Source organism: Janthinobacterium sp. GW821-FHT03C08 (genome assembly GCF_059420905.1).
The window spans coordinates 31,414-54,308 of sequence record NZ_JBWKUP010000005.1 but is presented as its reverse complement, the minus strand read 5'-3'; the positions used below and the strand labels follow the sequence as shown (position 1 = coordinate 54,308).

The following is a 22,895-nucleotide window of genomic DNA, read 5'->3' as shown; positions in this document are numbered from 1 at the left end:
GCCATGGACAAGGCCACCGAACTACGGCGCAGCAAGCGCCTGGCACTGGCCTTCCTGCTGGCCGCCAGCGCCCTGTTTGTCGTCACGGCCTTCCTGCCGCGCAGCCTGTGGGTCGATGCGTTGAAAGCCGTATCCGAAGCGGCCATGGTCGGGGCGCTGGCCGACTGGTTCGCCGTCACCGCCCTGTTCCGCAAGATTCCCATTCCCTTCATCTCGCGCCATACGAACATCATCCCCAAGGAAAAGGACAGAATCGCCATCAACCTGGCCGCCTTCGTCAAGGATAAATTCCTCGACACGGCATCGCTGCTGGCCCTGATCGCGAAACACGATCCCGCCAGGATGATAGGCGAATGGCTCACGGCGCCGGCCAATACCGGCCTGCTGGGCAGCTACCTGACAAAACTGCTGGGCACCGCCCTGGACATGACGGACGATGAGCGCATACGCCCCTTCATGAAAAAGGCATTCGACGCGGCGCTGGACAAGGTGGACCTGTCGCAATCGGCAGCGGCGCTGCTGGAGACGCTGACCGCCGATGGACGCCACCAGGCCTTGCTCGACGACGTCATCGACAAGCTGGTGAGCGTGATGCGCGAACCGCGCAGCCGGGAACTGATCGCCGACAGCATCGTCAACTGGCTCAAGACCGAACACCCGCGCAAGGAAAAGGTCTTGCCCACATCATGGCTGGGAGAGAATGGCGCGGAGCTCATCGCCAGTGCGCTCGACACCACCTTGCGCCGCATCGCCCAGGATCCCGCCCACCAGCTGCGGCACAAGCTCGACGAAGCCATGCAGCGGCTGGTCATGCGCCTGAAAACCGATCCTGCCTTTCTGGCGCGGGGCGAAGCGATCCGCGCGCAGCTGCAGGACGACACGCTGCTGACGCAATACCTGTACGGCCTGTGGGAACAATTGCGCTCCTGGCTGAAACGGGATCTCGAGGCCAGCGACTCCATGCTGCATGCGCGGGTTGCCGGCATGGGCGCATGGATCGGCAAGGAGCTGGCACATAACGCGCAGCTGCGCGCCTCGCTCAACGAACGCATGCAGGATGCGGCCCGCAGCATGGCCCCCGACTTTGCCCAGTTCCTCACCCGCCACATCGGCGACACCGTGAAGAACTGGGATCCGCAAGACATGTCGCGCCAGATCGAACTGCAGATCGGCAAGGACCTGCAATACATCCGCATCAACGGCACCATCGTGGGCGGCGCCATCGGCCTGCTGCTGTTTGGCAGCTCGCAGCTGATCGCGCTGCTGCGCGCGATGTGACGATTACACGGCCACTGCCCGCTCCAGCATCGCGTGCAGCAGCACATTGCAGCCCGCTTCCAGGTGCTCGGACTTGGCGTCCTCGATTTCATTGTGGCTGATGCCGTCCTTGCACGGCACGAAGATCATGCCGGCCGGCGCCAGCCTGGCCGCATAGATGGCGTCGTGGCCGGCGCCGGACACGACATCCATCACGGAGTAGCCCAGCTTGGCAGTGGCGTTGCGCACAGCACCCACGCAGTCGGGGTGGAACGGGCACGGCGGATAGTAGGACACCCTTTCCAGTGAAATGCCCAGCCCGGTTTTGTCGCGCGTGGCATCGATGAAGGCCGTGATCTCGCCATGCATGGTATTGAGCAGTTCGTCGTTCACATTGCGCAGGTCGATGCTGAACTTGACTTCGCCCGGAATCACGTTGCGGCTGTTCGGGAAGACCTGCACCATGCCGACCGTGCCACGCCCGTACGGCGGATAGCGGTTGGCAATGGCGACGACTTCCTGCATGATGGTGGTGGCCACCTGCAGCGCATCCTTGCGCAAGCCCATGGGCGTGGGGCCCGCATGCGCTTCCATGCCCGTCACCACGCAGTCGTACCACGACAGGCCCATCACCGCCGGCACCACGCCGATGATTTTATCCGCGTCTTCCAGCACCGGGCCCTGCTCGATATGCGTCTCGAAGTAGGCGCCGATGGGGTGATCGCCCGGCACCTGTTCGCCTTTGTATCCGATGCGCGCCAACTCTTCGCCCACCGTTTTTCCCTCCGTGTCTTTCGCCGCGTAGGCGGTTTCGAGCGAAAAGGCGCCGCAGAATACGCCGGAACCCATCATCACGGGCACGAAGCGCGAGCCTTCCTCGTTGGTCCAGAAAGCCACTTCGATGGGGGCCTGCGTCTTGACTTTCAAATCGTTCAGGGTGCGCACCACTTCCAGGCCGGCCAGCACGCCGTAATTGCCATCGAACTTGCCGCCCGTGGGCTGCGTGTCGATATGGCTGCCCGTCATCACGGGCGGCAGGCTATTGTCCGTGCCGTCGCGGCGCATGAAGACATTGCCGATCTGGTCGACGGTAATGCTCATGCCCGCCTCCCTGCCCCAGCCCACCACCAGGTCGCGCCCCTGCTTGTCCAGATCCGTCAGGGCCAGGCGCTTGACGCCGCCCTTGGGCGTGGCGCCGACCCGCGCCAGCTCCATCAGGGCCGCCCACAGGCGCTCGCCATTGATACGCAATTCATCCATCGTCAACTCCTTATGCGGTGGTGGCGGAAAACGCCGGGCGCTCGACATAGCGACCGGCGCCTTCCACCGCCATCAGTTCGCCCTGGTGGAATACCACCTTGCCGGCGGCAATCGTGGTGCGGGGGATCCCGCGCACGGTGCGTCCTTCGAAGACATTGAAGCCTCCCCTGGCGAACTGCGTGGCGGCGGAAATGGTGCGCGTGCCTTGCGGGTCCCACAGCACGATATCGGCATCGCTGCCTGCGGCGATGACGCCCTTGCGCGGATACATATTGAAGATCTGCGCCGCATTGGTGGACGACACCTTGACGAATTCGGACGGCGTCAGCATGCCGGAATTGACGCCCGCATCCCACACCACGGCCATGCGTTCCTCGACGCCGCCGCAGCCGTTCGGGATGCGCGTAAAATCATTCTTGCCAGCCGCCTTCTGCTCGGCGCAGAAGGTGCAGTGGTCGGTGGCCGTCGTGTGCAGGTTGCCGCTTTGCAGACCGTGCCACAAAGCCGATTGATGGTGCTTGCCGCGGAACGGCGGGCTCATGACGTGGCCCGCCACGTAGTCGAAATCATCGCTCCGGTAGACGCTGTCGTCGATCACCAGATGGCCCGCCAGCGCTTCGCCGTACACGCGCTGGCCGTTGGCGCGCGCGCGCGTGATGGCGTCGAGCGACTCCGCGCACGAGACGTGCACGATGTACACGGGGGTATTCAAAACGTTGGCAATCGCGATGGCACGGTTGGCCGCCTCCGCTTCCACGGCCGGTGGACGCGACAGCGGGTGCGCCTGCGGCCCGGTGATGCCTTTTTTGAGCAAGGCTTGCTGCAACTGGAAAACCAGTTCGCCGTTTTCCGCATGCACGGTGGGCAGCGCCCCCAGTTCCAAGGAGCGGGTAAAGCTTTTCACCAGGGTTTCATCGTCGGCCATGATGGCGTTTTTATAGGCCATGAAGTGCTTGAAGCTGTTCACGCCATGCTCGCGCACGAGGGTGCCCATCTCCTCGTGTACCTGCTCGCTCCACCAGGTGATCGCCACGTGGAAGGTATAGTCGCCGGCCGCCTTGGCCGACCACTCGCGCCACTGGTGATAGGCCTCGATCAGCGACTGCTTCGGCGCGGGGATGACGAAGTCCATGATGGTGGTGGTGCCGCCCGCCAGCCCCGCCGCCGTGCCCGTGAAAAAGTCGTCCGACGTCACCGTGCCCATGAAGGGCAAATTCATGTGCGTGTGGGTGTCTATCCCGCCCGGCATCACGTACAGGCCGCCCGCGTCGATCACGGTGGCGCCGGCCGGCAGCGCCAGATTCTCGCCGACGGCGGCAATCGTGTCGCCCTCGATCAGCACATCGGCGCGGAAAGCACGGTCGGCGTTGACGACGGTGCCGCCACGTATCAGTGTAGTCATCTTGTCTCCTTTTTATGCGAAAAGATCAGGATTGCGGCGCCTGCTGCACGTGCGCCGCCACCTTGCCCTTCATCATGACGCCGTAGACGACAGCGGCGATAGCCACGCCCACGAACCAGGCGTAGGTATAGACGGTCTTGAAGCCTTCGGCCACGTCGGGGAACGACGCGGGAAAGGCCGCGTTCAGGAAGCCGGGGATATTCGGCAGCACGGCGATGACAAAGGCGATCAAGGCCGCCATGTTCCAGCCGCTGCCATACGAATAGACACCGTCATCGCGGTACAGCTGCTTCACGTCCAGCTGCGTCTTGCGCACAAAATAATAGTCGACGATGAGAATGCCGGCGATGGGACCCAGCAGGGCCGAATAGCCGATCAGCCAGGTAAAAATGTAGCCCTGTGTCGATTCGAGCACCTTCCACGGCATCATGACGATAGCGATGAAGGCCGTGATGTAGCCGCCCATCTTGTACGAAATCTGCTTCGGCGCCAGCGAGGAAAAATCGTAGGCCGGCCCCACCAGGTTGGCGGCCAGGTTGACGCTGACCGTGTCGATCAGCAGAATGATCAGGGCGATCAGCACGGCGGCGCCCGTCATGCGGCTGGCCAGGTCGACGGGGTCCCATATGGCCTTGCCGTACATGACGACGGAGCCTGCCGTGACGATGACGGCCAGCATGGCGAGCAATCCCATGGGTACGGGGAGGCCGATCGACTGGCCGATCACCTGGTCGCGCTGCGTCTTGGCGAAGCGCGTGAAATCGGGAATGTTCAACGCCAAGGTGGCCCAGAAACCCACCATCGCCGTCAGCGATGGCCAGAAGACGCTCCAGAACTGGCCCGCTTTTTTACCGCCGGGGATGAATTGCGACGGCTGGTCCAGCAGCGCGCTCACGCCGCCAGCCTTGCTGTGCACCCAGTACAGCAGCACGAAGCAGATGAGGATTTTCAGGGGCGCCGTGTAGGTTTCCAGCTTGCGGATCGATTCCATGCCGTGCAGGATGTAATAGAACTGGATGGCCCAGAAAGCCAGGAAGCACAGCAGCTGGCTGCCGTTGATGCCCAGGCCCGCGATCTTTTCGCCGCCCAGTTCATGGCCCATCAGCACGCCCATCAGGGTGTAGATCATCTGCCCGCCGAACCAGGTCTGGATGCCGTACCAGCCGCAGGCGACGATGGCGCGCATCAGGGCCGGCAGGCGCGCGCCCATGGTGCCGAACGAGGCGCGCGCCAGCACCGCGTACGGGATGCCGTACTTGGTGCCGGCATGGCCGATCAGCAGCATGGGCAGGAGAACGATGGCGTTGGCGAGAAAGACCGTGAGCACGGCCTGGTAGCCAGACATGCCGCTGTCGATCAGACTGGCCGACAAGGTGTAGGCGGGGATGCACATCACCATGCCGACCCACAGCGCGGCGAAGTGATACCAGCGCCACGTGCGCTGCGCCGCCGTAGTGGGCGCAAGGTCTTCATTCCAGAGTTGCGTGTTACCTGAGTAGTCGTGGTTCACAGGGTTGCTCCATCGGTTAGACCGCTGGCGCCGCGAAGGCACCAGGGATACGGCAATGTGGAAACGGCTCGGCTTTTAAGTAATCTAGCTTACTGCAAAGACGCGCCGGTGTTTATAAAATAAACGCACGCAATAACCGTGCCCTATGCCGTCTCCGCCAACGCCCGTGGATTCCTGGGGTCCTGCGTCCAGTTCATGTACGGCTTGCCCGTAACCTGCGGCACCATCGTGATGCAGCCCTGCACCGGACAGGTGATTTCACACAGGTTGCAGCCCACGCATTCGTCCTTGATGACTTCATAGCTGCGCGTGCCGGCGGCGTCGATCAGCTGCGCAATGGCCTGGTGCGACGTGTCTTCGCAAGCCACGTAGCACTTGCCGCACTTGATGCAGTCGTCCTGGTTGATCTGCGCGATGACCTGGTAATTCATGTCCAGGTATTTCCAGTCCGTCGTGTTGGGCACGGCCTTGCCGGAAAAGTCGCTGATGCGTGCATAGCCCTTCTCGTCCATCCAGCGCGACAGCCCATCCTTCATCTCTTCGACGATGCGGAAGCCATGCAGCATGGCGGCCGTGCACACCTGTACGCAGCCGGCGCCCAGGGCGATGAATTCGGCCGCGTCGCGCCAGTTGCCGATGCCGCCGATGCCGGAAATGGGCAAGCCCCGCGTCTGCGGATCGCGGGCGATTTCCGCCACCATGTTCAGGGCGATGGGTTTCACGGCCGCGCCGCAATAGCCGCCGTGCGTGCTGGCGCCGCCCACGATGGGCAAGGCCACCATGCGGTCCAGGTCCAGCGAAGTGATGGAATTGATGGTGTTGATCAGCGAGACGGCGTCGGCGCCGCCCGCCTTGGCCGCCCGCGCCGGCATGCGCACGTCCGTGATGTTGGGCGTCAGCTTGACGATGACGGGCAGGCGGCTGTGCTTCTTGCACCAGGCGGTGACCATCTGCACGTATTCGGGCACCTGGCCCACGGCGGCACCCATGCCCCGCTCCGGCATGCCGTGCGGGCAGCCGAAGTTAAGCTCGATGCCGTCGGCGCCCGTCGCCTCCACCTTGGGCAGGATGTCGGCCCAGTAGTGCTCTTCGCACGGCAGCATCAGCGAAACAACGATGGCGCGGTCCGGCCAGTCCTTTTTTACCTGCGTGATTTCGCGCAGGTTGATTGCCAAAGAGCGGTCGGTAATCAGCTCGATGTTATTGAAGCCCACCACTTCGCGGTTCTTACCGTACAGGGCGGAATAGCGCGAGGAGACGTTGACGGCAGCAGGATCTTCACCCAACGTCTTCCACACGACGCCGCCCCACCCCGCTTCAAACGCCCGCACCACGTTATAGGCCTTGTCGGTGGGCGGCGCGGAGGCCAGCCAGAAGGGGTTCGGCGACTTGATGCCGCAAAATTCGATGCTGAGATCAGCCATTATGCAGCCTCCACTTTATTCAACAAATCGGAATGGATGGCCAGCGCGGCCAGCTTACCATGCTGGACGGCTTGCACCGTCAAGTCCTGTCCCGGCGCCACGCAGTCGCCGCCCGCATAGATCCCCGGCAGCACCGTGCGGAAACCTGCGTCGACGGCGATCTTGTCGCCTTCACGCTGCAACAAGGATGTCATCGGGTCATGCAGCAGCTGCGTATCAAGGCTCTGGCCGATGGCCTTGAAGATGGCGTCGGCCGCCACGTCGAAGGTTTCGCCCGTGCCCACCAGGCGCGTGCCCTGCATGGCGGTTTTTTCGAAACGCATGCCGGCCACCTTGCCGGCAGTATCGAGCAGCACCTGCTGCGGCTGGGCCCACGTCAGCATGCGCACCTGGTTGGCCTTGGCGATCTCCTGTTCGTGGTGGGTGGCCGTCATGGCGTCAAAGCCGCGCCGGTAGACCAGGGTGACTTCCTCGGTGCCCAGACGCTGAATCTGCACGGCCATGTCGATGGCCGTATTGCCGGCGCCAATCACAAGCGCGCGTTTCGGTACGGGCAGCGCGGCCAGGTCTTCCGCCTGGCGCAGCGCGGCGATGTAATCGACGGCGGCCAGCAAGCCCGGTGCATCCTCGCCCGTCAGGCCCAGCTTGCGGCTGGCGCCCAGGCCCAGGCCGAGGAAGACAGCGTCGTACTGCGCGTGCAGGTCGCGCAGGTGCACATTCTCGCCCAGCACCTGACGACATCGAATTTGAATGCCGCCTATGCCGAGCAGGAAGTCGATTTCCTTTTGCGCGAAATCGTCCGTCAGCTTGTACTTGGCGATGCCGTACTCATTCAGGCCGCCCGCCTTGCCTTCCTTTTCAAAGATCACCACGTCGTGGCCCAGCATGGCCAGGCGATGCGCGCACGACAGGCCGCTAGGGCCCGCGCCGATGATGGCGATGGTCTTGCCTGTGGCGGCAGCCCGCCTGAACGGGTGCTGCGCAAAATGCATGTGGTCGACGGCGTAGCGCTGCAGCAGGCCGATTTTCACGGGCTGGCCTTCCGCGTCGTGGTTGCGCACGCAGACGTCCTCGCAGAGGATTTCCGTCGGGCAGACGCGAGCGCAGCTGCCGCCCAGGATATTCTGCTTCAGGATGCCGGCAGCGGCACCGTTGATGTTCCTGTCGTGGATATTGCGGATGAAGCTGGCCACGTCGATTTCCGACGGGCAGATGCGGCTGCACGGCGCGTCGTAGCAGTACAGGCAGCGGGCGCTTTCGATGGCCGCCTGGCGTGCCGTCAGGGGCGGCGCCAGGTCCGTGAAATGGCCCTCCAATTCCTCATTGGGCAGGGCGGGATGCGGCAAATAGTTCAAAGACTCGATCATCGCGTTTTCCTCTTGTTATGAACTGCGAATGTTTAAGCTTGAGGCCCTTACTTCATCTGGGGAAAAGCAAATTCCACACCAGCACTGGCCGTGTTGGGCCAGCGCTGCATCACGGCCTTGTGGCGCGTGTAAAAGCGCACGCCTTCGGGACCGTAGGCGTGGTGGTCGCCGAACAGGCTGCGCTTCCAGCCGCCGAAACTGTTGAAGGCCATCGGCACGGGCAGGGGCACGTTGACGCCCACCATGCCGACCTGGATCTGGCGCACGAACTCGCGCGCCACGCCGCCGTCGCGCGTGTAGATGGCCACGCCGTTGCCATACTCATTGGCGTTGATCAGGTTCACCGCATGCACGACGTCGGGCGAACGCATCACGCACAGTACGGGACCGAAAATCTCTTCCTTGTAGATGCTCATGTCGGGCGTCACGTGATCGAACAGGGTGCCGCCGACGAAGAAGCCGTTCTCGCGCCCGGCCACCACGTGGTTGCGGCCATCGACGACCAGGGTGGCGCCCTGCTCCACGCCTTCTCCGATTAGCTTTTCAATGCGCTGCTTCGCCGCGCTGGACACCACAGGCCCCATTTCCGCGCCATCGGCCATGCCGTCGCGCACTTTCAGTGCGGCCGTGCGCGTTGCCAGTGCATCGATCAATTTGTCGCCCGCGTCGCCCACGGCCACGACGACGGAAATGGCCATGCAGCGCTCGCCCGCCGAACCGTAGGCCGCGCCGATCAGCGCGTCAACCGTCATGTCCATGTCCGCGTCGGGCATCACTACCATGTGGTTCTTCGCGCCGCCCAGCGCTTGCACGCGCTTGCCGCTGGTGCTCCCGCGCGCATAGATGTATTCGGCAATGGGCGTGGAACCGACGAAGCTGATGGCCTGTACCACGGGGTGGTCGAGCAAGGCGTCGACCGTCACTTTATCGCCCTGCACCACGTTGAAGACGCCGTCGGGCAAGCCCGCCTCCTTCAGCAATTTCGCGTGCAGCAGGGAGGCGGATGGATCCCGCTCGGACGGTTTCAGCACGAAGGTATTGCCGCAGGCGATGGCGACGGGGAACATCCACATCGGTACCATCACGGGAAAATTAAACGGCGTGATGCCGGCCACCACGCCCAGCGCCTGGCGCATCGACCAGGCATCGATGCCGCGCGAAATCTGGTCCGTGAATTCGCCCTTCAGCAATTGCGGTATGCCGACGGCAAATTCCACCATCTCGATGCCGCGCGCCACCTCGCCCTGGGCATCGGCGAAGGTCTTGCCATGCTCGCGCGTGAGCATGGCGGCAAAATCGTCCGTGTGCTGCTGGCACAGCTGCAGATAGCGGAACAGGACCCTGGCGCGCGTCAGCGGCGGCGTGGCCGACCACGAGGGAAAGGCGGCGGCCGCCGCCTCCACGGCCGCATCGACTTCCTCGCTGGTGCCCAGCGCCACCCTGGCCACGGGTACGCCCAGCGCGGGGTTGTAGACGTCGCCGTAGCGGCCGCTGCGGGTGTCGATCTTGGCGCCGTTGATGAAGTGGGTAATCGTGTCGAGATCGTTCATGGTGTTCCTTAGTCGAGATTTTTGAGTACCGTGGCCAGCTTGCCGAACAGCTCGTCGACATGCTGTTTTTCCAGTACCAGCGGCGGCGACAGGGCAATGATGTCGCCCGTCGTGCGTATCAGCACGCCGTCGGCGAAAGCCTGCTTGAAGGCGTTGAAGGCGCGCGTCCCCGGCTTGCCCGCGATGGGATCGAGCTCGATGCCGGCGATCAGGCCGATGCTGCGCAGGTCTATCACGTGCGGCAAGCCTTTCAAGGAATGCACGGCGTCGCTCCAATATGCCTGCATCGCTTTAGCGTGGCCCAGGATGTCCTGTTCTTCGAACACCTGCAAGGTGGCCAGCGAGGCGGCGCAAGCGAGCGGGTGGCCGGAATACGTGTAGCCGTGGAACAGTTCGATGCCCGGCGGCGCGTCCATGAAGGCGTCATGGATATACTTTTTGCTGAACACGGCGCCCATCGGCACCATGCCGTTGGTCAGGCCCTTGGCCGTCGTCATCAGGTCCGGTTCGACGTCGAAATAGTCAGCCGCGAACGGCGTCGTCATGCGGCCGAAACCCGTGATGACTTCATCGAAGATCAGCAGGATACCGTGCTTGGTGCACAGGTCGCGCAAGCGTTTCAGGTAGCCTTTCGGCGGAATCAGCACGCCCGTGGAACCGGCCACGGGTTCGACGATGACGGCGGCAATGGTGGAGGCGTCATGCAGGGCGACGATGCGCTCGAGCTCATCGGCCAGGTGGGTACCGTATTCGGGCTCGCCCACCGTGTAGGCATTCTTGTCGAGGTTATGCGTGTGCGGCAGGTGGTCGACGCCCGGCAGCAGCGGGCCGAAGGTCTTGCGGTTGCCGCCGATGCCGCCCACGGAAATACCGCCGAAGCCCACGCCGTGGTAGCCGCGTTCGCGGCCGATCAGGCGCGTGCGCGCCCCCTCGCCGCGCGCCCGGTGATAGGCCAGCGCGATTTTCAGGGCCGTGTCCACCGCCTCGGAACCGGAGTTGGTGTAAAAGACGTGGCCGAACTTGTGGCCCGTGTAGTCCATCAGTTTTTCCGCCAGGTCGAAGGCGGCCGGATGGCCCATCTGGAAGGTGGGCGCAAAGTCGAGCTGGCCCACCATTTCGCGGATGGCACCGACGATCTTCGGCTGCGCGTGGCCGCACGGCACGCACCACAGGCCGGCCGTGCCATCGAGGATGGCATTGCCATCGACGTCCTTGTAGTACATGCCTTCGGCCGACACCAGCAGGCGCGGATGGGCCTTGAAATCGCGGTTGTTCGTAAACGGCATCCAGAATGCCGACATCGATTCCGGCCTTGTTTCGTTCATGACCTTCTCCTTGGAATGGGCTGCCGCTGCGCCAAGATCGTTTTTGACGAAGCGCAAAATAATTTACCAGTTGGCAAAAAGCTGATGTAATAATAGACAGGCCATCTCCAATGGCACAGATACACAAACGGCAAAGTATCCCAACCGTACAGGTCGAAAAACCACTACAGTTTTTTTGTGCAAGGCAGCATAAGGAGCCACCGTGAAGCACAGCGACAGCACAGACGATGCCCTCGAACAAGCCAGTGGCTGGCCCGTGCTGGACATCGACCGCCAGAAAAAGGGCGGCCTGGTCGAGCAGATCGTCATCGCCATCAGCGTCATGGTGGGCAGCCGCGCCCTGCGCATCGGCACGCGGATGCCGTCCGTGCGCCAGTTCGCCAGGTGCAATGGCGTATCGACCTTTACCGTCGTCGAATCGTATGACCGCCTGGTCAATCTCGGTCTGCTGTCCTCGCGGCGCGGCTCCGGCTATTTCGTCGCGCGCCATGATGTCGCCGCCTCGCCGCAGGCTGCCATCCACGCCAGTCCCACAGCCATCGACGCCCTCACGCCGGACCTGTATTCGGGCGTCTCGGAGGCGCTGCCCGTGGGCGCGGGCTGGCTGCCGCCGGAAATGTATGGCGAAGCGACGGTGCTCGATGCCGTGCGCCAGGCCATGCGCATTCCCGCCAGCCGCCTGCGCGGCTATGGCCACCCGCTGGGCTTTCCTTCGCTGCGCCAGCACCTGGCGGCCAGCCTGTCGGAAGACCTGTTCCAGGTCGAGCCGGACCAGATCCTGCTGACGCACGGCGCCACGCACGCATTTGACTTGATCCTGCGCAGCCTGACCAAGCCGGGCGACACGGTGCTGGTGGAAGACCCCGGCTACAGCAATTTGCAGTCGCTGATACGCCACCACGGCTGCATCCCCGTAGGCATTGCGCGCGGCGAGGCGGGCCTCGATCTCGAGGCGCTGGCCCTCGAAGCGGCCCGCACGCAACCGAAGCTGATGTTCGTCAACACGGTGCTGCAAAATCCGCTCGGCACCTCGCTCAGCCAGGCGCAGACGCACCGCCTTCTCGCACTGGCCGAACAGTTCGATTTCTGGCTGGTGGAAGACGATATCTACCGCGAACTGGCGGCGCGCGGCGAAGCGTCGCTCGCCGCCATGGATGGCTTGCGCCGCGTGATCCGCGTGGGCAGCTTTTCCAAGACCCTGTCGCCCGTGCTGCGCGTGGGCTCGATCTGCGCCTCGCCCTCGCTGGTGGCCGAACTGGTGCGCGTGAAGATGCTGGCGGGGCTGACGACGTCGGAAATCAACGAGCGCGCCGTCTATCACGCCATCTCCGCGCGGCCCTACAAGCGCATGGTCGAGCGGCTGGTGGCGCAGCTCGATGCGGCCCGCGAACGCAGCATCGACTGCCTGGGGCAGGCGGGCATGGCGCCCTTGGCACGGCCCCGTGGCGGCATGTTCGTCAGCGCCGGCTGGCCCGATGTCCAGACGCCGGAATGGAGCGGCAAGATCGTCGCCGACATGGCACTAAAGGCCGGCATCCTGCTGTCGCCCAACGAATTTTTCATGCTGCGCGCACCCGAGACGGTATGGTTCCGCTTCAACGTGGCCTACACCGATACCCCGGTGCTGCAAGCCTTCCTGCAATCGATCCGTCCACACTAAAGAACCCACCATGGCCAGCGACAAATCCCCTGCCCTTCCAGTGAAAAACGCCGGCGGCCGGCGCCTGCAGAACCGCGACCGCCTGGAAGCGGACATTCTCGAGCAGGCCGTGCGCGTGTTTGCGGAAAACGGCTACGAGGGCGCATCGATCGCCACCATCGCCGAGCGGGCGGGCCTGTCGAAGCAGAACCTGATGTACTACTTTCCGTCCAAGCAGCTGCTGTACCAGCGCGTGCTTGACGACGTGCTCGACGACTGGCTGGCGCGCATGGACATGCTGGCCAATGGGCACGACGAACCGCGCGACGTGCTGCGCGCGTATATCAGGGCCAAGCTGCGCTTTTCGCGCGAACAGCCGTGGGCGTCGCGCGTCTATGCGCTGGAAGTGATCAACGGTGCGCCCCTGTATGGCGCGCAGATACGCGACCGGGTCGTGCCCCTGCTGCGCAAGGATATCGCCGTATTTGAGCAGTGGATCGCGGCAGGCAGGATCGCTCCCGTGAACGCCACGCACCTGATGTTCGCCATCTGGGCCATGACGCAATCGTATGCGGATTTTTCAGCGCAGATGGCGCTGGTGCTGGACCGCAAGGAGCTTACGCGCAAGGACTACGAGGACGCCGACACACTGGTCGTGCAAATGGTGCTGGCCGCCGTCAAGGTGTAAGGGGACGAAAAAAAACCGCCGTGCAAGCGGTTTCTTGCATGCTCACGGCGCTCAAGCCGCGGTCTTGCCCTTGCGGCGGCGCGCCATGAAGCCGACCAGGCCCAGGCCTGCCAGCAGCATCGCATAGGTTGCCGGTTCCGGCACGGCCGACACATAACCGGCCACGTTGGTGGCGCTGAAATAATGGTTGGCATTGACCTGGATGTTCGACGCCCAGTTGCCCACCACCACGTTGCCGTTGATCTGGCCATTGCCGCCCGCCAGGGTCGCCAGCGGCGCCAGCACGCTGCCGTACAGGCCTACGCCGTTCAGGGTCACGTTCTGCGCCTCATAGAAGTTATACAGCACGTTGTACTTGCTGAAATCGCCATAGCCGCCGGACAGATTCACGTTCGTGCCGCTGATATTGAGGATCAGGGTGTCGTTCGTGTGCAGGTTGCTGAATTTAAAATTGTTCACCGAGCCCAGCGCGGCGGCCGTCAGGTCGAACACTTGCACATTGCCCGTGCCGCCCGTGAGCGTCATGCCGCCGTAGGCTACCGCGCTGCTGCCGGTGGCCGCCACTTTCGCCAGCGAGGTCGAGGTATTTTTCAGCTGCGCCGACGTCGCGGCGAACGATACGGGCGACGTCGTGGTCTTGGTGGCCGTATTCAGGCCCACGCTGCTCGTCGTCGTCGTCCCGCCCACGTAGTAATTGCCGTTCTTGATCGAGCCGGAGCTGTAGTTCAGGTTGCCGCCGACGACCAGTGCATACCCCGTATTGCCGTGCGTAACGTAGGCATCCTTGTTCTTCTCATTGATCGAATAGCTCGATGCGTTGAGGTTGCCTGCAACCAGCACGCCGCCTTCGACATCGCTGCCGGACGCGCTGAAGTTGCTCAGCGAATATAAATTGGCGCCGCCGATCCCCAGATCGACCACACCGGCTTGCGCGGCGCCGGCAGTCAACACGGTTGACAAAACGAAGAGGAGTGGCAATTTAGGTATGCTTGACATTTTATTTCCAAAAAGAAAATTAACTTGATGGCAGGTTATCACATTCATTGATCTTGAGATGTCGCAAACCAACAACTTTTTGTAATAATAATGAAAACATAGTTTCCAATTTGAAACTACTCAACAGGCGCGATCCGCCACCTGTCTTCATCCTCCGGGTTGGGCGGCAGCTACGCCGCCTTGTCGATAGTGCTTATAGCCCATGCCAACTTGGTGATACGATCGCGGCTGCGCCAGACCAGGCAAGAACAGCTCACAAGTTAAAAGGATGATGCACGCATGAAACGATTGTCATTAGGCGCACTGATGCTGGCGTATGCCTGCGGCGCGCAAGCCGATGTCTTCAACAAGATCGAGAACCAGCCGCTCAGCGAAACCTGGCTCAATGCCGGCTTTTATTCGTATCATTTTCAGCGCGACAAGGGCCTGAACGACAGCAACCCTGGCCTGGGCGCCGAGTACCGCTTTTCCACCGTCGCCTCGGCGACGGCTGGCCGTTTCTACAATAGCGACCGCGCCTATTCGAATTACCTGGGCGTGTACTACCAGCCTATCCAGATGGGGCCGTTCCGCATCGGTGCCGTCGTCGGCGGCTTCAGCGGCTATCCAAAGATGCGTGACGGCGGCTGGTTCCCCGCCCTCGTGCCCACCATCAGCTATGAATACCAGCGCGTCGGCGTGAATCTCGCCATCGTGCCATCCTACAAGGACCGGCTGTATGGCGCCCTCAGCTTCCAGTTGAAACTCAAGGTCTTCGACTAGCCGTTTGTCCAGGCATGTCGCCGTTCGGCCTGCCATTCCTGCCGTTCGTCGCAGAGCGGATGACCGTCTGCAAGCGCCTGGCTATAGTGCAGTCATCGCCAGGCCATCACGACGGCAACGGCACTCAACGACGACAGGAGAGCACCATGAAAGACATCAATTCGGCCCCGGGCAGCACATCCTTCACCGCCTTCTGGAGCGAACTGTGCGCGTATGCGCGCCAGGGTCTGGAAGCCCTGTCGGCCATGTCCTGGCCCATGCTGCTGGCCTGTGCCATCGGCCTGGCCTTCGTCATCACCATTCTGCCGCTGGCGATCACCCTCTTCGTCATCTTCGTGCTGCTGAAGTGGGCGGGCAATGCGGGCGGCTTCAGCTGGGAAAAAAAAGCGGCCCAGCCGGAACAGCCCCCTCAGGCGTGACGCCCTTGTAGGGGGGACGGGAGTGGCATATAGTGAAGCGCGGCCATGACAGGTATCAACACCACTACCTTGAATACCCGTCCTCGTGAACGCTGCGCACCATTCATGATCGAAACTACTCCATCCCCCCTACAGGAGTTTCCATATGACCACGACAGCAAAAGACACCAGGGCCACCACCATTCCCTGCCTGCGTTATCACGACGCACCAGCGGCCATCGACTGGCTATGCAAGGCATTCGGGTTCGAAAAACAGCTGGTCGTCCCCGACAGCGACGGCGGCATCGCCCACGCCCAGCTCAGTTATGGCAACGGCATGATCATGCTCGGCTCCGTGGTCGACAGCGAGTATGGCCGCCTGATGAAGCAGCCGGGCGAAATAGGCAATGCCAACACGCAAAGCTGCTACCTGGTCGTCCACGACGCCGATGCTGTCTACCGTAGCGCGCGCGAGGCTGGCGCCGACATCGTGCTCGATATCAAGGATGAAGAATACGGCGGACGCGGCTTCACGTGCCGCGATCCGGAAGGCCACATCTGGAGCCTGGGCACCTACGACCCATGGTGAAACGGAGAACAATGATCATCAGTAGCGTTGCCGTCGCCAGCCTCGCGCTGCTTGGCGGCTTCCTGTCCGCTCCCGTCCTCGTGGACGAGCACCTCAACCGCATCCATCCCCCGTTCGGCACGACGCCGGCGGCGGCCACCATGGCCCTGCACAAGAGCCTGTGGATTGCCGACCTGCACGCGGACAGCCTGCTGTGGCAGCGCAACCTGAACCGCGACAGCCAGCGCGGCCACGTCGATTTCCCCCGCCTGCAACGGGGCAATGTGGCACTGCAAGCCTTTTCCGTCGTCACCAAGACGCCGCGCAAGATGAATATCGAGCGCAATGGCAGCGACACTGACAACATCACGGCCCTGGTCGTGGCGCAAGGCTTGCCGCCCGCCACCTGGAACAGCCTGCTGGCGCGCGCCACTTACCAGGCCGACGAGCTGCGCCGGCTGGCCGGCAAGAGCGATGGCAAGGTGCGCGTCATCGGCAGCCGCGCCCAGCTGCGCAGCTTCATCGCCGCGCGCGACAAGGATCAGCGCCTGGTGGCCGGCTGGCTGACGCTGGAAGGCGCGCATGCGCTCGAAGGCAAGTTGGACAACCTCGATACCTTGTACCGGGCCGGCTTTCGCATGGCCGCGCCCACGCATTTCTTCGACACGGAACTGTCCGGCTCCCAGCATGGCCTGAACAAAGGCGGCCTGACGCCGCTGGGCAGGCAATGGCTGCGCGCCATGGAGCAGCGCAAGATGATCGTCGACCTGGCGCATGCCTCGCCGGCCACCATCGACGACGTCCTGAGCCTGGCGAAACGCCCCGTGATGGTGTCGCACACGGGCGTGCGCGGCACCTGCGCCAACGGGCGCAACCTGAGCGACGCACAATTGCAACGCATCGCCGCCCAGGGTGGCCTCGTGGGCATCGGTTTCTGGAACACGGCCGTTTGCGGCAAGGACGTGGCGTCCATCGCGCGCGCCATCGCCTACACGGTCAGGCTGGTCGGCGCGCAGCACGTGGCCTACGGCTCGGACTTCGATGGCGCCGTCACCACGGCCATCGACGCGGCCGGCCTGCCGCGCCTGACGCAGGCGCTGCTTGACGCGGGCTTGTCGGAAGCACAAATCCGCCGCGTGGCCGGCGAGAACGTGCGCGACTTTTTACTGAAAAACCTGCCCGACGACGACGCCTAAGCGAGTGCGTCGATCAATGCCTGGCTCGCCACCTGGCGCGGGCGGATGCGTATCAGCTTGCGGTACAGGGGCGGCATGGCGTCGCACAGCGCCAGCAGCGCGTCGTCGGCCATGGCCGGGCGCACGTACTGGAACTGGGCCGGGTTATTTTCCGGCAGCGCCCCCTCCATGGTGGAGCCGTAGGCGCCCAGGGTCATGAAACTGGCGGCGCTATTGTCCGGGCCGATGGCCAGCACGAAGGTACCGTGCTTGGGGTGGCCCAGATAGCTTTTGATCTCTTCCTGCAGCGCAGGGTCCGTATGCGCGGCGCCCGCCATCAATTCGTAGCGCAGCTGCGCATACTGGCGCGTGCATTCCATGAACGGCGTGCGTATCGCTGATTGCGACAGTTTTCCCGGCATGCACAGCAGCAGGTTGCCGAAGGAGTCGAGCAAGGCAGCCGCGTCGCCCTGACCGCCGTCGCGCAGGTCCTGTTCCATGGCCGCCTGCAGGAAGGGTGCCAGGCCGGCGTCGGGCGCGTGCGGCGCGCAGCGGTAAGTCAGGGCGTCGGGATAGCGGCGGCGCAAGGCGCGCACCACGGGATGCTCGGACGGCAAGGTGGCAGGATCGCGCCGCTGCGCATCGTCCCCGGCGTTCAGCAGCTGCATCACCTGCGCCGACGTCGACTCGAATACCAGCGAGCATAGGGCCTGCGTGGCCTCATGGATGCTCTTGCCGATGAAAAAAGACCTGGGCGCGGCGCCGGACGGCGCGCGCGCATACTCGGTGGCGCCGCGCACGGCCGGGTAGCAGAAGCTGCGCCCCGCCTGCGCCTGCAGCGGCGCCGGCAAGGCCGTGAAGGTGGCGCTGCCATCGTAATTGATGCCCGCCTTGACGTCGGGCGCGGCCACCACCACGTTGAAGCCGGCGGCCAGGATGGCGCCCGTGCACATGCAGCACGGGTCGAGCGAGGTGACGATGGTCAGTTCGCCGGGCGGCGGCAGCGGCGTGCCCTTGGCGCGCTCGGCAAAATACCAGTCCACCAGCTGACGCTCGCCATGCGCGGTGGGATCGAATACCAGGCCATGGCGCACGACGTTGTTGTGCATCGATTGCAGCACGTTGCCGGCTCCATCGAGCAGCACGCCGCCCACGCCAAAGGTACCTTGCGTCTTGGCCGCCAGGGCCTCGGCCGCGGCGATGGCCACGGCGGCCTGGATGTCGATCGTCTTGTTCAAGCGGATGCCATGTGCTGAAGTTACTTCATGTCCAGGTCGGAATTGCCGAAACCGTGCGGCAGCAGCCAGCCCGCCGTCACTTCCATGACATCGTTTTTCAGGTTCGTCAGGATCACGGGCAGGTCGGCGCCGCCCATCTCGAAGATCACCTGGCGGCAGGCGCCGCAGGGAGAAATCGGCTCGGCCGTGTCGCCCGTGACGGCCAGCTTGGCGAAGTCGCCCGGTTTGCAGCCATGCGCAATGGCGCTGAAAAACGCCGTGCGCTCGGCGCAGTTGCACAGGCCATAGGCGGCGTTTTCCACGTTACAGCCACGGAAGACGCGGCCATCCTTGCACAGCAGCGCCGCGCCCACTTTAAAGCGCGAATATGGCGCGTACGCCAGTTCACGGCCGGCGTTGGCTTCGGCGATCAGTTCTTGGTTGTTCATTTTTTCTGCAATACCTTTGAAATCATTAAGGCCGGGGTCAGCCCCTCAACACCGCTGACACATAGCTCAGCGCCATCGCAAGCGGGGGGCTGACCCCAGTTTTCAACTACGGTCGAATGGTACGGTAAATCACCGGATTGGCCGTCAGCGCCACGGCGCTGATGGCATACGCTTCCTGGATTTCCTTGACGGCTTGCTGCGCCGCCGCTTCCGTGCGCGCGTGCACCATGGCCAGCGGCTGGCCAAGGGCCACCTGCTCGCCCAGCCCCACCAGGTCCGTCAGCCCGACGGCGAAATCGATGCTGTCGCTCGGACGGCGGCGGCCACCGCCCAAGGCGACGACGGCCAGGCCGATGGCGCGGCAATCGCGCACATTGGCAAAGCCGGCCCACAGCGCCGGCGCCGGCACGATGAAAGGCGCCTGCTCCAGGTGCTTGTCCGGATTCTCGACCAGATCCGCCGGGCCGCCCAGGGCCGACACCATGCGCGCAAAGCGCTCGGCCGCCGCGCCCGAATCGAGGGCCGCCATCAGTTTCGCGCGCGCGTCCTCTTCGGTGGCGGCCAGGCCGCCCAGCACCAGCATCTCGGCGCACAGCGCCAGGGTGACTTCGTGCAGGCGCGCGGGACGCGAACGGCCCGTCAGATAATCCATGGCGCCGCGCACTTCCAGCGCATTGCCGGCGTACGGCGCCAGCGATTCGTTCATGTCCGTCAGGATCGCCGACGTCTGCATGCCCGCGCCATTGCCCACGGCGACGATGCTCTCGGCCAGCTCCACCGATTTATCGTAGGTGGGCATGAAGGCACCCGTGCCCACTTTGACGTCCATCACCAGCGCGTCCAGGCCGGCAGACAGCTTCTTCGACAGGATGGAGCCAGTGATCATGGCCACCGATTCCACCGTGGCGGTGACGTCGCGGATGCTGTAGAAACGCTTGTCGGCCGGCGCCAGCTGCGCCGTCTGGCCGATGATGGCCACGCCGATCTCCTGCACCACCTTGCGGAACAGTTCATTGTCCGGCACCGTGCAGTAGCCGGGAATGGCGTCGAACTTGTCCAGCGTGCCGCCCGTGTGGCCCAGGCCGCGGCCCGAGATCATCGGCACGTAGCCGCCGCACGCGGCCACCATGGGGCCCAGCAGCAGCGACACCACGTCGCCCACGCCGCCCGTGGAATGCTTGTCGACGACAGGACCCGGCAGGTTCAGCGCGCGCCAGTCCAGCACGTGGCCGGAATCGCGCATGGCCAGGGTGAACGCCACGCGCTCGTCCATGTTCATGTCGTTGAAAAAGACGGCCATGCCCAGCGCCGCGATCTGGCCTTCGCTGACGCTGCCGTCAGTGATGCCGCGCACGAAAAACTGGATTTCCTCGGCGCTCAGTACTCCCTTGTCGCGCTTCTTGCGGATGATTTCTTGGGTCAAAAACATGGAATAACTCCAATAAATGAATGACTTAGGGGCCGCACCCCGATCGCCTTTGCGATGGAGTTGCGGCCCCGGCATTACTGCGATTTACATTAGACGCCGTAAGGAATCCACACGTTTTTCACTTGCGACGCATGCGCCAGCACGGCGCGGCCGCCGCTTTGCGCCGCGCTGTACCAGTCGCGGCCCTTGGCGCCGCCGACCCAGGTGCGCTTCAGGGTGCCGGCCGACAGGCGCTCGACTTCCGCGCAGCCTTCCGCCGAACCGTCATGACGCCACACGGCGTCGATGTCGGCGTGCGTGGCCAGCGTGCGCGCCAGTTCATCGGCGTTGCCGCTGATGATGTTGACGACGCCGCCCGGCAGGTCGGACGTATCGAACACCTGGTACAGGTCCAGCGCGGAGAGCGGATGCGCCTCCGACGGCACCACCACCACGCGGTTGCCCAGCGCGATGGCTGGCGCCACCAGCGAAATGAAGCCCAGCAAAGGCGCTTCGTTCGGGCAGACGATACCGATCACGCCGACCGCTTCATTGAGCGCCACGGTGATGCCCTTGGTTGGCGGCTGGTGCGCCAGGCCGTCGTACTTGTCGGCCCAGGCGGCGTAGTAGAACAGGCGTTCGATCGATGCCTGCACTTCCTTCTCCGGGTTTTTACTGCCCGTCATGGCGGCGATGCGGGCGGCGAATTCGTCGGCGCGCGCCGCCAGGTTCTCGGCTATGTAGTACAGCACCTGGGCGCGGTTGTGCGCCGTGGCGCCGGTCCAGCCGGACGCCTTGTGGGCCGCTTCGACGGCGTTGCGGATGTCCTTGCGGCTGCCCACGCCCACTTCGGCCAGCAAGGCGCCGTTCGCGCCGAACACGGGAGCGCTGTAGGCGCTGTCAGGCCGCGCCTGCTTGCCGCCGATGTACATCTTGGCCGTGCGGTCGATGGCGAACGGGTCGGCTGACGCCGGTTTCGCATTCCCTTTGGCCTTCGCTTCGACCACCGGCAGGGACGGACGCGCATCTTCGGCCAGGGCCGTCATGTATTCCAGCATGCCTTCGCGGCCGCCTTCGCGGCCGAAGCCCGACTCGCGGTAGCCGCCGAAGCCGCAGGCCGCGTCGAACTGGTTGGCGCTGTTGATCCACACGACGCCAGCCTTGATGGCGGGCGCGATGTCCAGCGCCAGGCTGATCGACTCGGTCCACACGCTGGCGGCCAGGCCGTACACCGTGTTGTTCGCCAGTTGCACCGCTTCAGGCGGCGTGCGGAAGCTCATGGCCACCAGCACAGGGCCGAAGATTTCAGCCTGCGCCACGGCGGCCGAAGTCGACGCGCCCGTGATCAGGGTCGGCGGGAACCACGAGCCGTCGGCCGGCAATTCGCACGCCGGCTGCCAGACGTCGCAGCCTTCGGCACGGGCTGAATCGACGAGCGCGGCGATGCGCTGACGCTGTACCGGGTCGACCAGCGCGCCCACGTCCATCGATTTGTCCAGGGGCGAGCCGAGGCGCAGGTTTTCCATGCGCGCGCGCACCTTGTTCAGGAAGCGCTCCTGGATCGATTCCTGCACCAGCAGGCGCGAACCGGCGCAGCACACTTGACCCTGGTTGAACCAGATCGAATCGACCAGGCCTTCCACGGCGCCATCCAGGTCCGCGTCTTCGAAGACGATGAACGGCGACTTGCCGCCCAGTTCCAGCGACAGCTTCTTGCCGCTGCCGGCCGTCGCTTCACGAATGAGGCGGCCCACTTCCGTGGAACCCGTAAAGGCGATCTTGTCGACGCCAGGATGGTTGACGATGGCCGAACCCACGCGGCCGTCGCCGGTGACGATGTTGACCACGCCGGCCGGCACGCCCGCCTGCACGCACAATTCGGCGAACAGCATGGCGGTCAGCGACGTGAATTCGGCCGGTTTGAAGACGACCGTGTTACCGGCCGCAAGGGCCGGCGCGATTTTCCACGACAGCATCAGCAGGGGGAAATTCCACGGCACGATCTGGCCCACCACGCCCACGGCGCGGTAGTCGGCGAATTCTTCCGATTGCAGCTGCGCCCAGCCGGCGTGATGGTAGAAGTGGCGCGCGGCCAGCGGCAGGTCGATATCGCGCGTTTCGCGGATGGTCTTGCCGTTGTCCAGGGTTTCCAGCACGGCGAACAGGCGCGAATGCTTTTGCAGCAAACGGGCCAGCGCATACATGACTTTGGCGCGGCCGTGGCCGCCCATGCCCTGCCATACGGGCAGTGCGCGGCGCGCCGCTTCCACGGCGCGTTCCACATCGGCGTCAGTGGCTTGCGTCAGTTCGGCCAGCTGCGTGCCGTCGGCAGGATTGGTCGAGGCGAACAGCTCGGCCGGCTCGCTCCAGGCGTTGTCGATGAACAGGCCGAACTTGCGCTGGCGGCCATTGAGCCACGCCTGCGCTTCTTTTTGACTTTCGGGAGCAGGGCCGTAGTCCATAGTAGTGAGAATCTCGTTAATTGTTGGCATGACGATTG

At 63.9% G+C, this 22,895-nt stretch carries 19 protein-coding genes; 7 read left to right on the top strand and 12 right to left on the bottom strand.

What is annotated here, in order from left to right; all coding sequences use genetic code 11:
- Positions 1 to 3 precede the first annotated feature (3 nt).
- Positions 4 to 1,278 (top strand): DUF445 domain-containing protein, encoded by a 1,275-nt coding sequence (locus AC07VL_RS08160; protein WP_494805389.1) that lies wholly within the window; start codon positions 4 to 6, stop codon positions 1,276 to 1,278.
- A 3-nt stretch (positions 1,279 to 1,281) separates the two neighbouring features.
- Here AC07VL_RS08160 and AC07VL_RS08155 read toward each other — a convergent pair whose 3' ends face one another.
- The 7 genes from AC07VL_RS08155 to aptA all read right to left on the bottom strand — a co-directional run bounded on the left by AC07VL_RS08155 (position 1,282) and on the right by aptA (position 11,095).
- Entirely contained in the window at positions 1,282 to 2,517 is a 1,236-nt protein-coding gene (locus AC07VL_RS08155; protein ID WP_494805388.1) for a Zn-dependent hydrolase, read from the bottom strand.
- 10 nt (positions 2,518 to 2,527) lie between these two features.
- Positions 2,528 to 3,919, bottom strand: a complete 1,392-nt coding sequence (hydA, locus tag AC07VL_RS08150) for a dihydropyrimidinase (RefSeq protein WP_494805387.1) — start codon at positions 3,917 to 3,919, stop codon at positions 2,528 to 2,530.
- 25 nt (positions 3,920 to 3,944) lie between these two features.
- Positions 3,945 to 5,429 carry an NCS1 family nucleobase:cation symporter-1 gene (locus tag AC07VL_RS08145; RefSeq protein ID WP_290603630.1) on the bottom strand — a complete coding sequence of 495 codons (1,485 nt, stop codon included), beginning with the start codon at positions 5,427 to 5,429 and terminating at the stop codon, positions 3,945 to 3,947.
- 143 nt (positions 5,430 to 5,572) lie between these two features.
- Positions 5,573 to 6,853 (bottom strand): NAD-dependent dihydropyrimidine dehydrogenase subunit PreA, encoded by a 1,281-nt coding sequence (gene preA, locus AC07VL_RS08140; RefSeq protein WP_494805386.1) that lies wholly within the window; start codon positions 6,851 to 6,853, stop codon positions 5,573 to 5,575.
- On the bottom strand, positions 6,853 to 8,220 hold the full coding sequence (locus tag AC07VL_RS08135; RefSeq protein WP_494805385.1) for an NAD(P)-dependent oxidoreductase: 1,368 nt from the start codon (positions 8,218 to 8,220) through the stop codon (positions 6,853 to 6,855). The genes preA and AC07VL_RS08135 overlap by 1 nt, the downstream gene beginning before the upstream one ends.
- 47 nt (positions 8,221 to 8,267) lie before the next feature.
- Positions 8,268 to 9,770, bottom strand: coding sequence for a CoA-acylating methylmalonate-semialdehyde dehydrogenase (locus AC07VL_RS08130; protein WP_494805384.1), 1,503 nt, complete (start codon positions 9,768 to 9,770; stop codon positions 8,268 to 8,270).
- Between the two features lie 8 nt (positions 9,771 to 9,778).
- Positions 9,779 to 11,095 (bottom strand): omega-aminotransferase AptA, encoded by a 1,317-nt coding sequence (gene aptA, locus AC07VL_RS08125; protein WP_494805383.1) that lies wholly within the window; start codon positions 11,093 to 11,095, stop codon positions 9,779 to 9,781.
- Between the two features lie 202 nt (positions 11,096 to 11,297).
- Between aptA and AC07VL_RS08120 the strand changes: the two genes are divergently transcribed.
- Both AC07VL_RS08120 and AC07VL_RS08115 read left to right on the top strand, forming a co-directional pair.
- Positions 11,298 to 12,755, top strand: coding sequence for an aminotransferase-like domain-containing protein (locus AC07VL_RS08120; protein ID WP_494805382.1), 1,458 nt, complete (start codon positions 11,298 to 11,300; stop codon positions 12,753 to 12,755).
- 10 nt (positions 12,756 to 12,765) lie between these two features.
- Positions 12,766 to 13,422 carry a TetR/AcrR family transcriptional regulator gene (locus AC07VL_RS08115; RefSeq protein ID WP_494805381.1) on the top strand — a complete coding sequence of 219 codons (657 nt, stop codon included), beginning with the start codon at positions 12,766 to 12,768 and terminating at the stop codon, positions 13,420 to 13,422.
- Positions 13,423 to 13,473: 51 nt separating this feature from the next.
- Here AC07VL_RS08115 and AC07VL_RS08110 read toward each other — a convergent pair whose 3' ends face one another.
- Positions 13,474 to 14,418, bottom strand: coding sequence for a choice-of-anchor A family protein (locus AC07VL_RS08110; RefSeq protein WP_494805380.1), 945 nt, complete (start codon positions 14,416 to 14,418; stop codon positions 13,474 to 13,476).
- A 279-nt stretch (positions 14,419 to 14,697) separates the two neighbouring features.
- On the opposite strand from AC07VL_RS08110, the gene AC07VL_RS08105 reads away from it, so the two are divergent.
- The 4 genes from AC07VL_RS08105 (at position 14,698) to AC07VL_RS08090 (ending at position 17,342) form a co-directional block, all read left to right on the top strand.
- Positions 14,698 to 15,180, top strand: coding sequence for a hypothetical protein (locus tag AC07VL_RS08105; protein ID WP_494805379.1), 483 nt, complete (start codon positions 14,698 to 14,700; stop codon positions 15,178 to 15,180).
- Between the two features lie 146 nt (positions 15,181 to 15,326).
- Positions 15,327 to 15,599 carry a hypothetical protein gene (locus tag AC07VL_RS08100; protein ID WP_494805378.1) on the top strand — a complete coding sequence of 91 codons (273 nt, stop codon included), beginning with the start codon at positions 15,327 to 15,329 and terminating at the stop codon, positions 15,597 to 15,599.
- A gap of 145 nt (positions 15,600 to 15,744) precedes the next feature.
- Positions 15,745 to 16,167 carry a VOC family protein gene (locus AC07VL_RS08095; protein WP_494805377.1) on the top strand — a complete coding sequence of 141 codons (423 nt, stop codon included), beginning with the start codon at positions 15,745 to 15,747 and terminating at the stop codon, positions 16,165 to 16,167.
- Positions 16,168 to 16,178: 11 nt separating this feature from the next.
- Complete coding sequence (locus tag AC07VL_RS08090) at positions 16,179 to 17,342, top strand: dipeptidase (RefSeq protein ID WP_494805376.1); 1,164 nt, start codon at positions 16,179 to 16,181, stop codon at positions 17,340 to 17,342.
- On the opposite strand, the gene AC07VL_RS08085 is transcribed toward AC07VL_RS08090, so the two are convergent.
- The 4 genes from AC07VL_RS08085 to AC07VL_RS08070 all read right to left on the bottom strand — a co-directional run bounded on the left by AC07VL_RS08085 (position 17,339) and on the right by AC07VL_RS08070 (position 22,887).
- The gene (locus AC07VL_RS08085) at positions 17,339 to 18,565 is read right to left on the bottom strand and encodes a nucleoside deaminase (protein ID WP_494805596.1); all 1,227 of its coding nucleotides are present in this window, start codon (positions 18,563 to 18,565) and stop codon (positions 17,339 to 17,341) included. The genes AC07VL_RS08090 and AC07VL_RS08085 overlap by 4 nt on opposite strands.
- A 14-nt stretch (positions 18,566 to 18,579) precedes the next feature.
- Complete coding sequence (locus AC07VL_RS08080; RefSeq protein WP_034754695.1) at positions 18,580 to 18,987, bottom strand: cytidine deaminase; 408 nt, start codon at positions 18,985 to 18,987, stop codon at positions 18,580 to 18,582.
- Between the two features lie 106 nt (positions 18,988 to 19,093).
- The gene (deoA, locus tag AC07VL_RS08075) at positions 19,094 to 20,416 is read right to left on the bottom strand and encodes a thymidine phosphorylase (protein WP_494805375.1); all 1,323 of its coding nucleotides are present in this window, start codon (positions 20,414 to 20,416) and stop codon (positions 19,094 to 19,096) included.
- 89 nt (positions 20,417 to 20,505) lie between these two features.
- Positions 20,506 to 22,887 (bottom strand): aldehyde dehydrogenase family protein, encoded by a 2,382-nt coding sequence (locus AC07VL_RS08070; RefSeq protein WP_494805374.1) that lies wholly within the window; start codon positions 22,885 to 22,887, stop codon positions 20,506 to 20,508.
- Positions 22,888 to 22,895 lie beyond the last annotated feature (8 nt).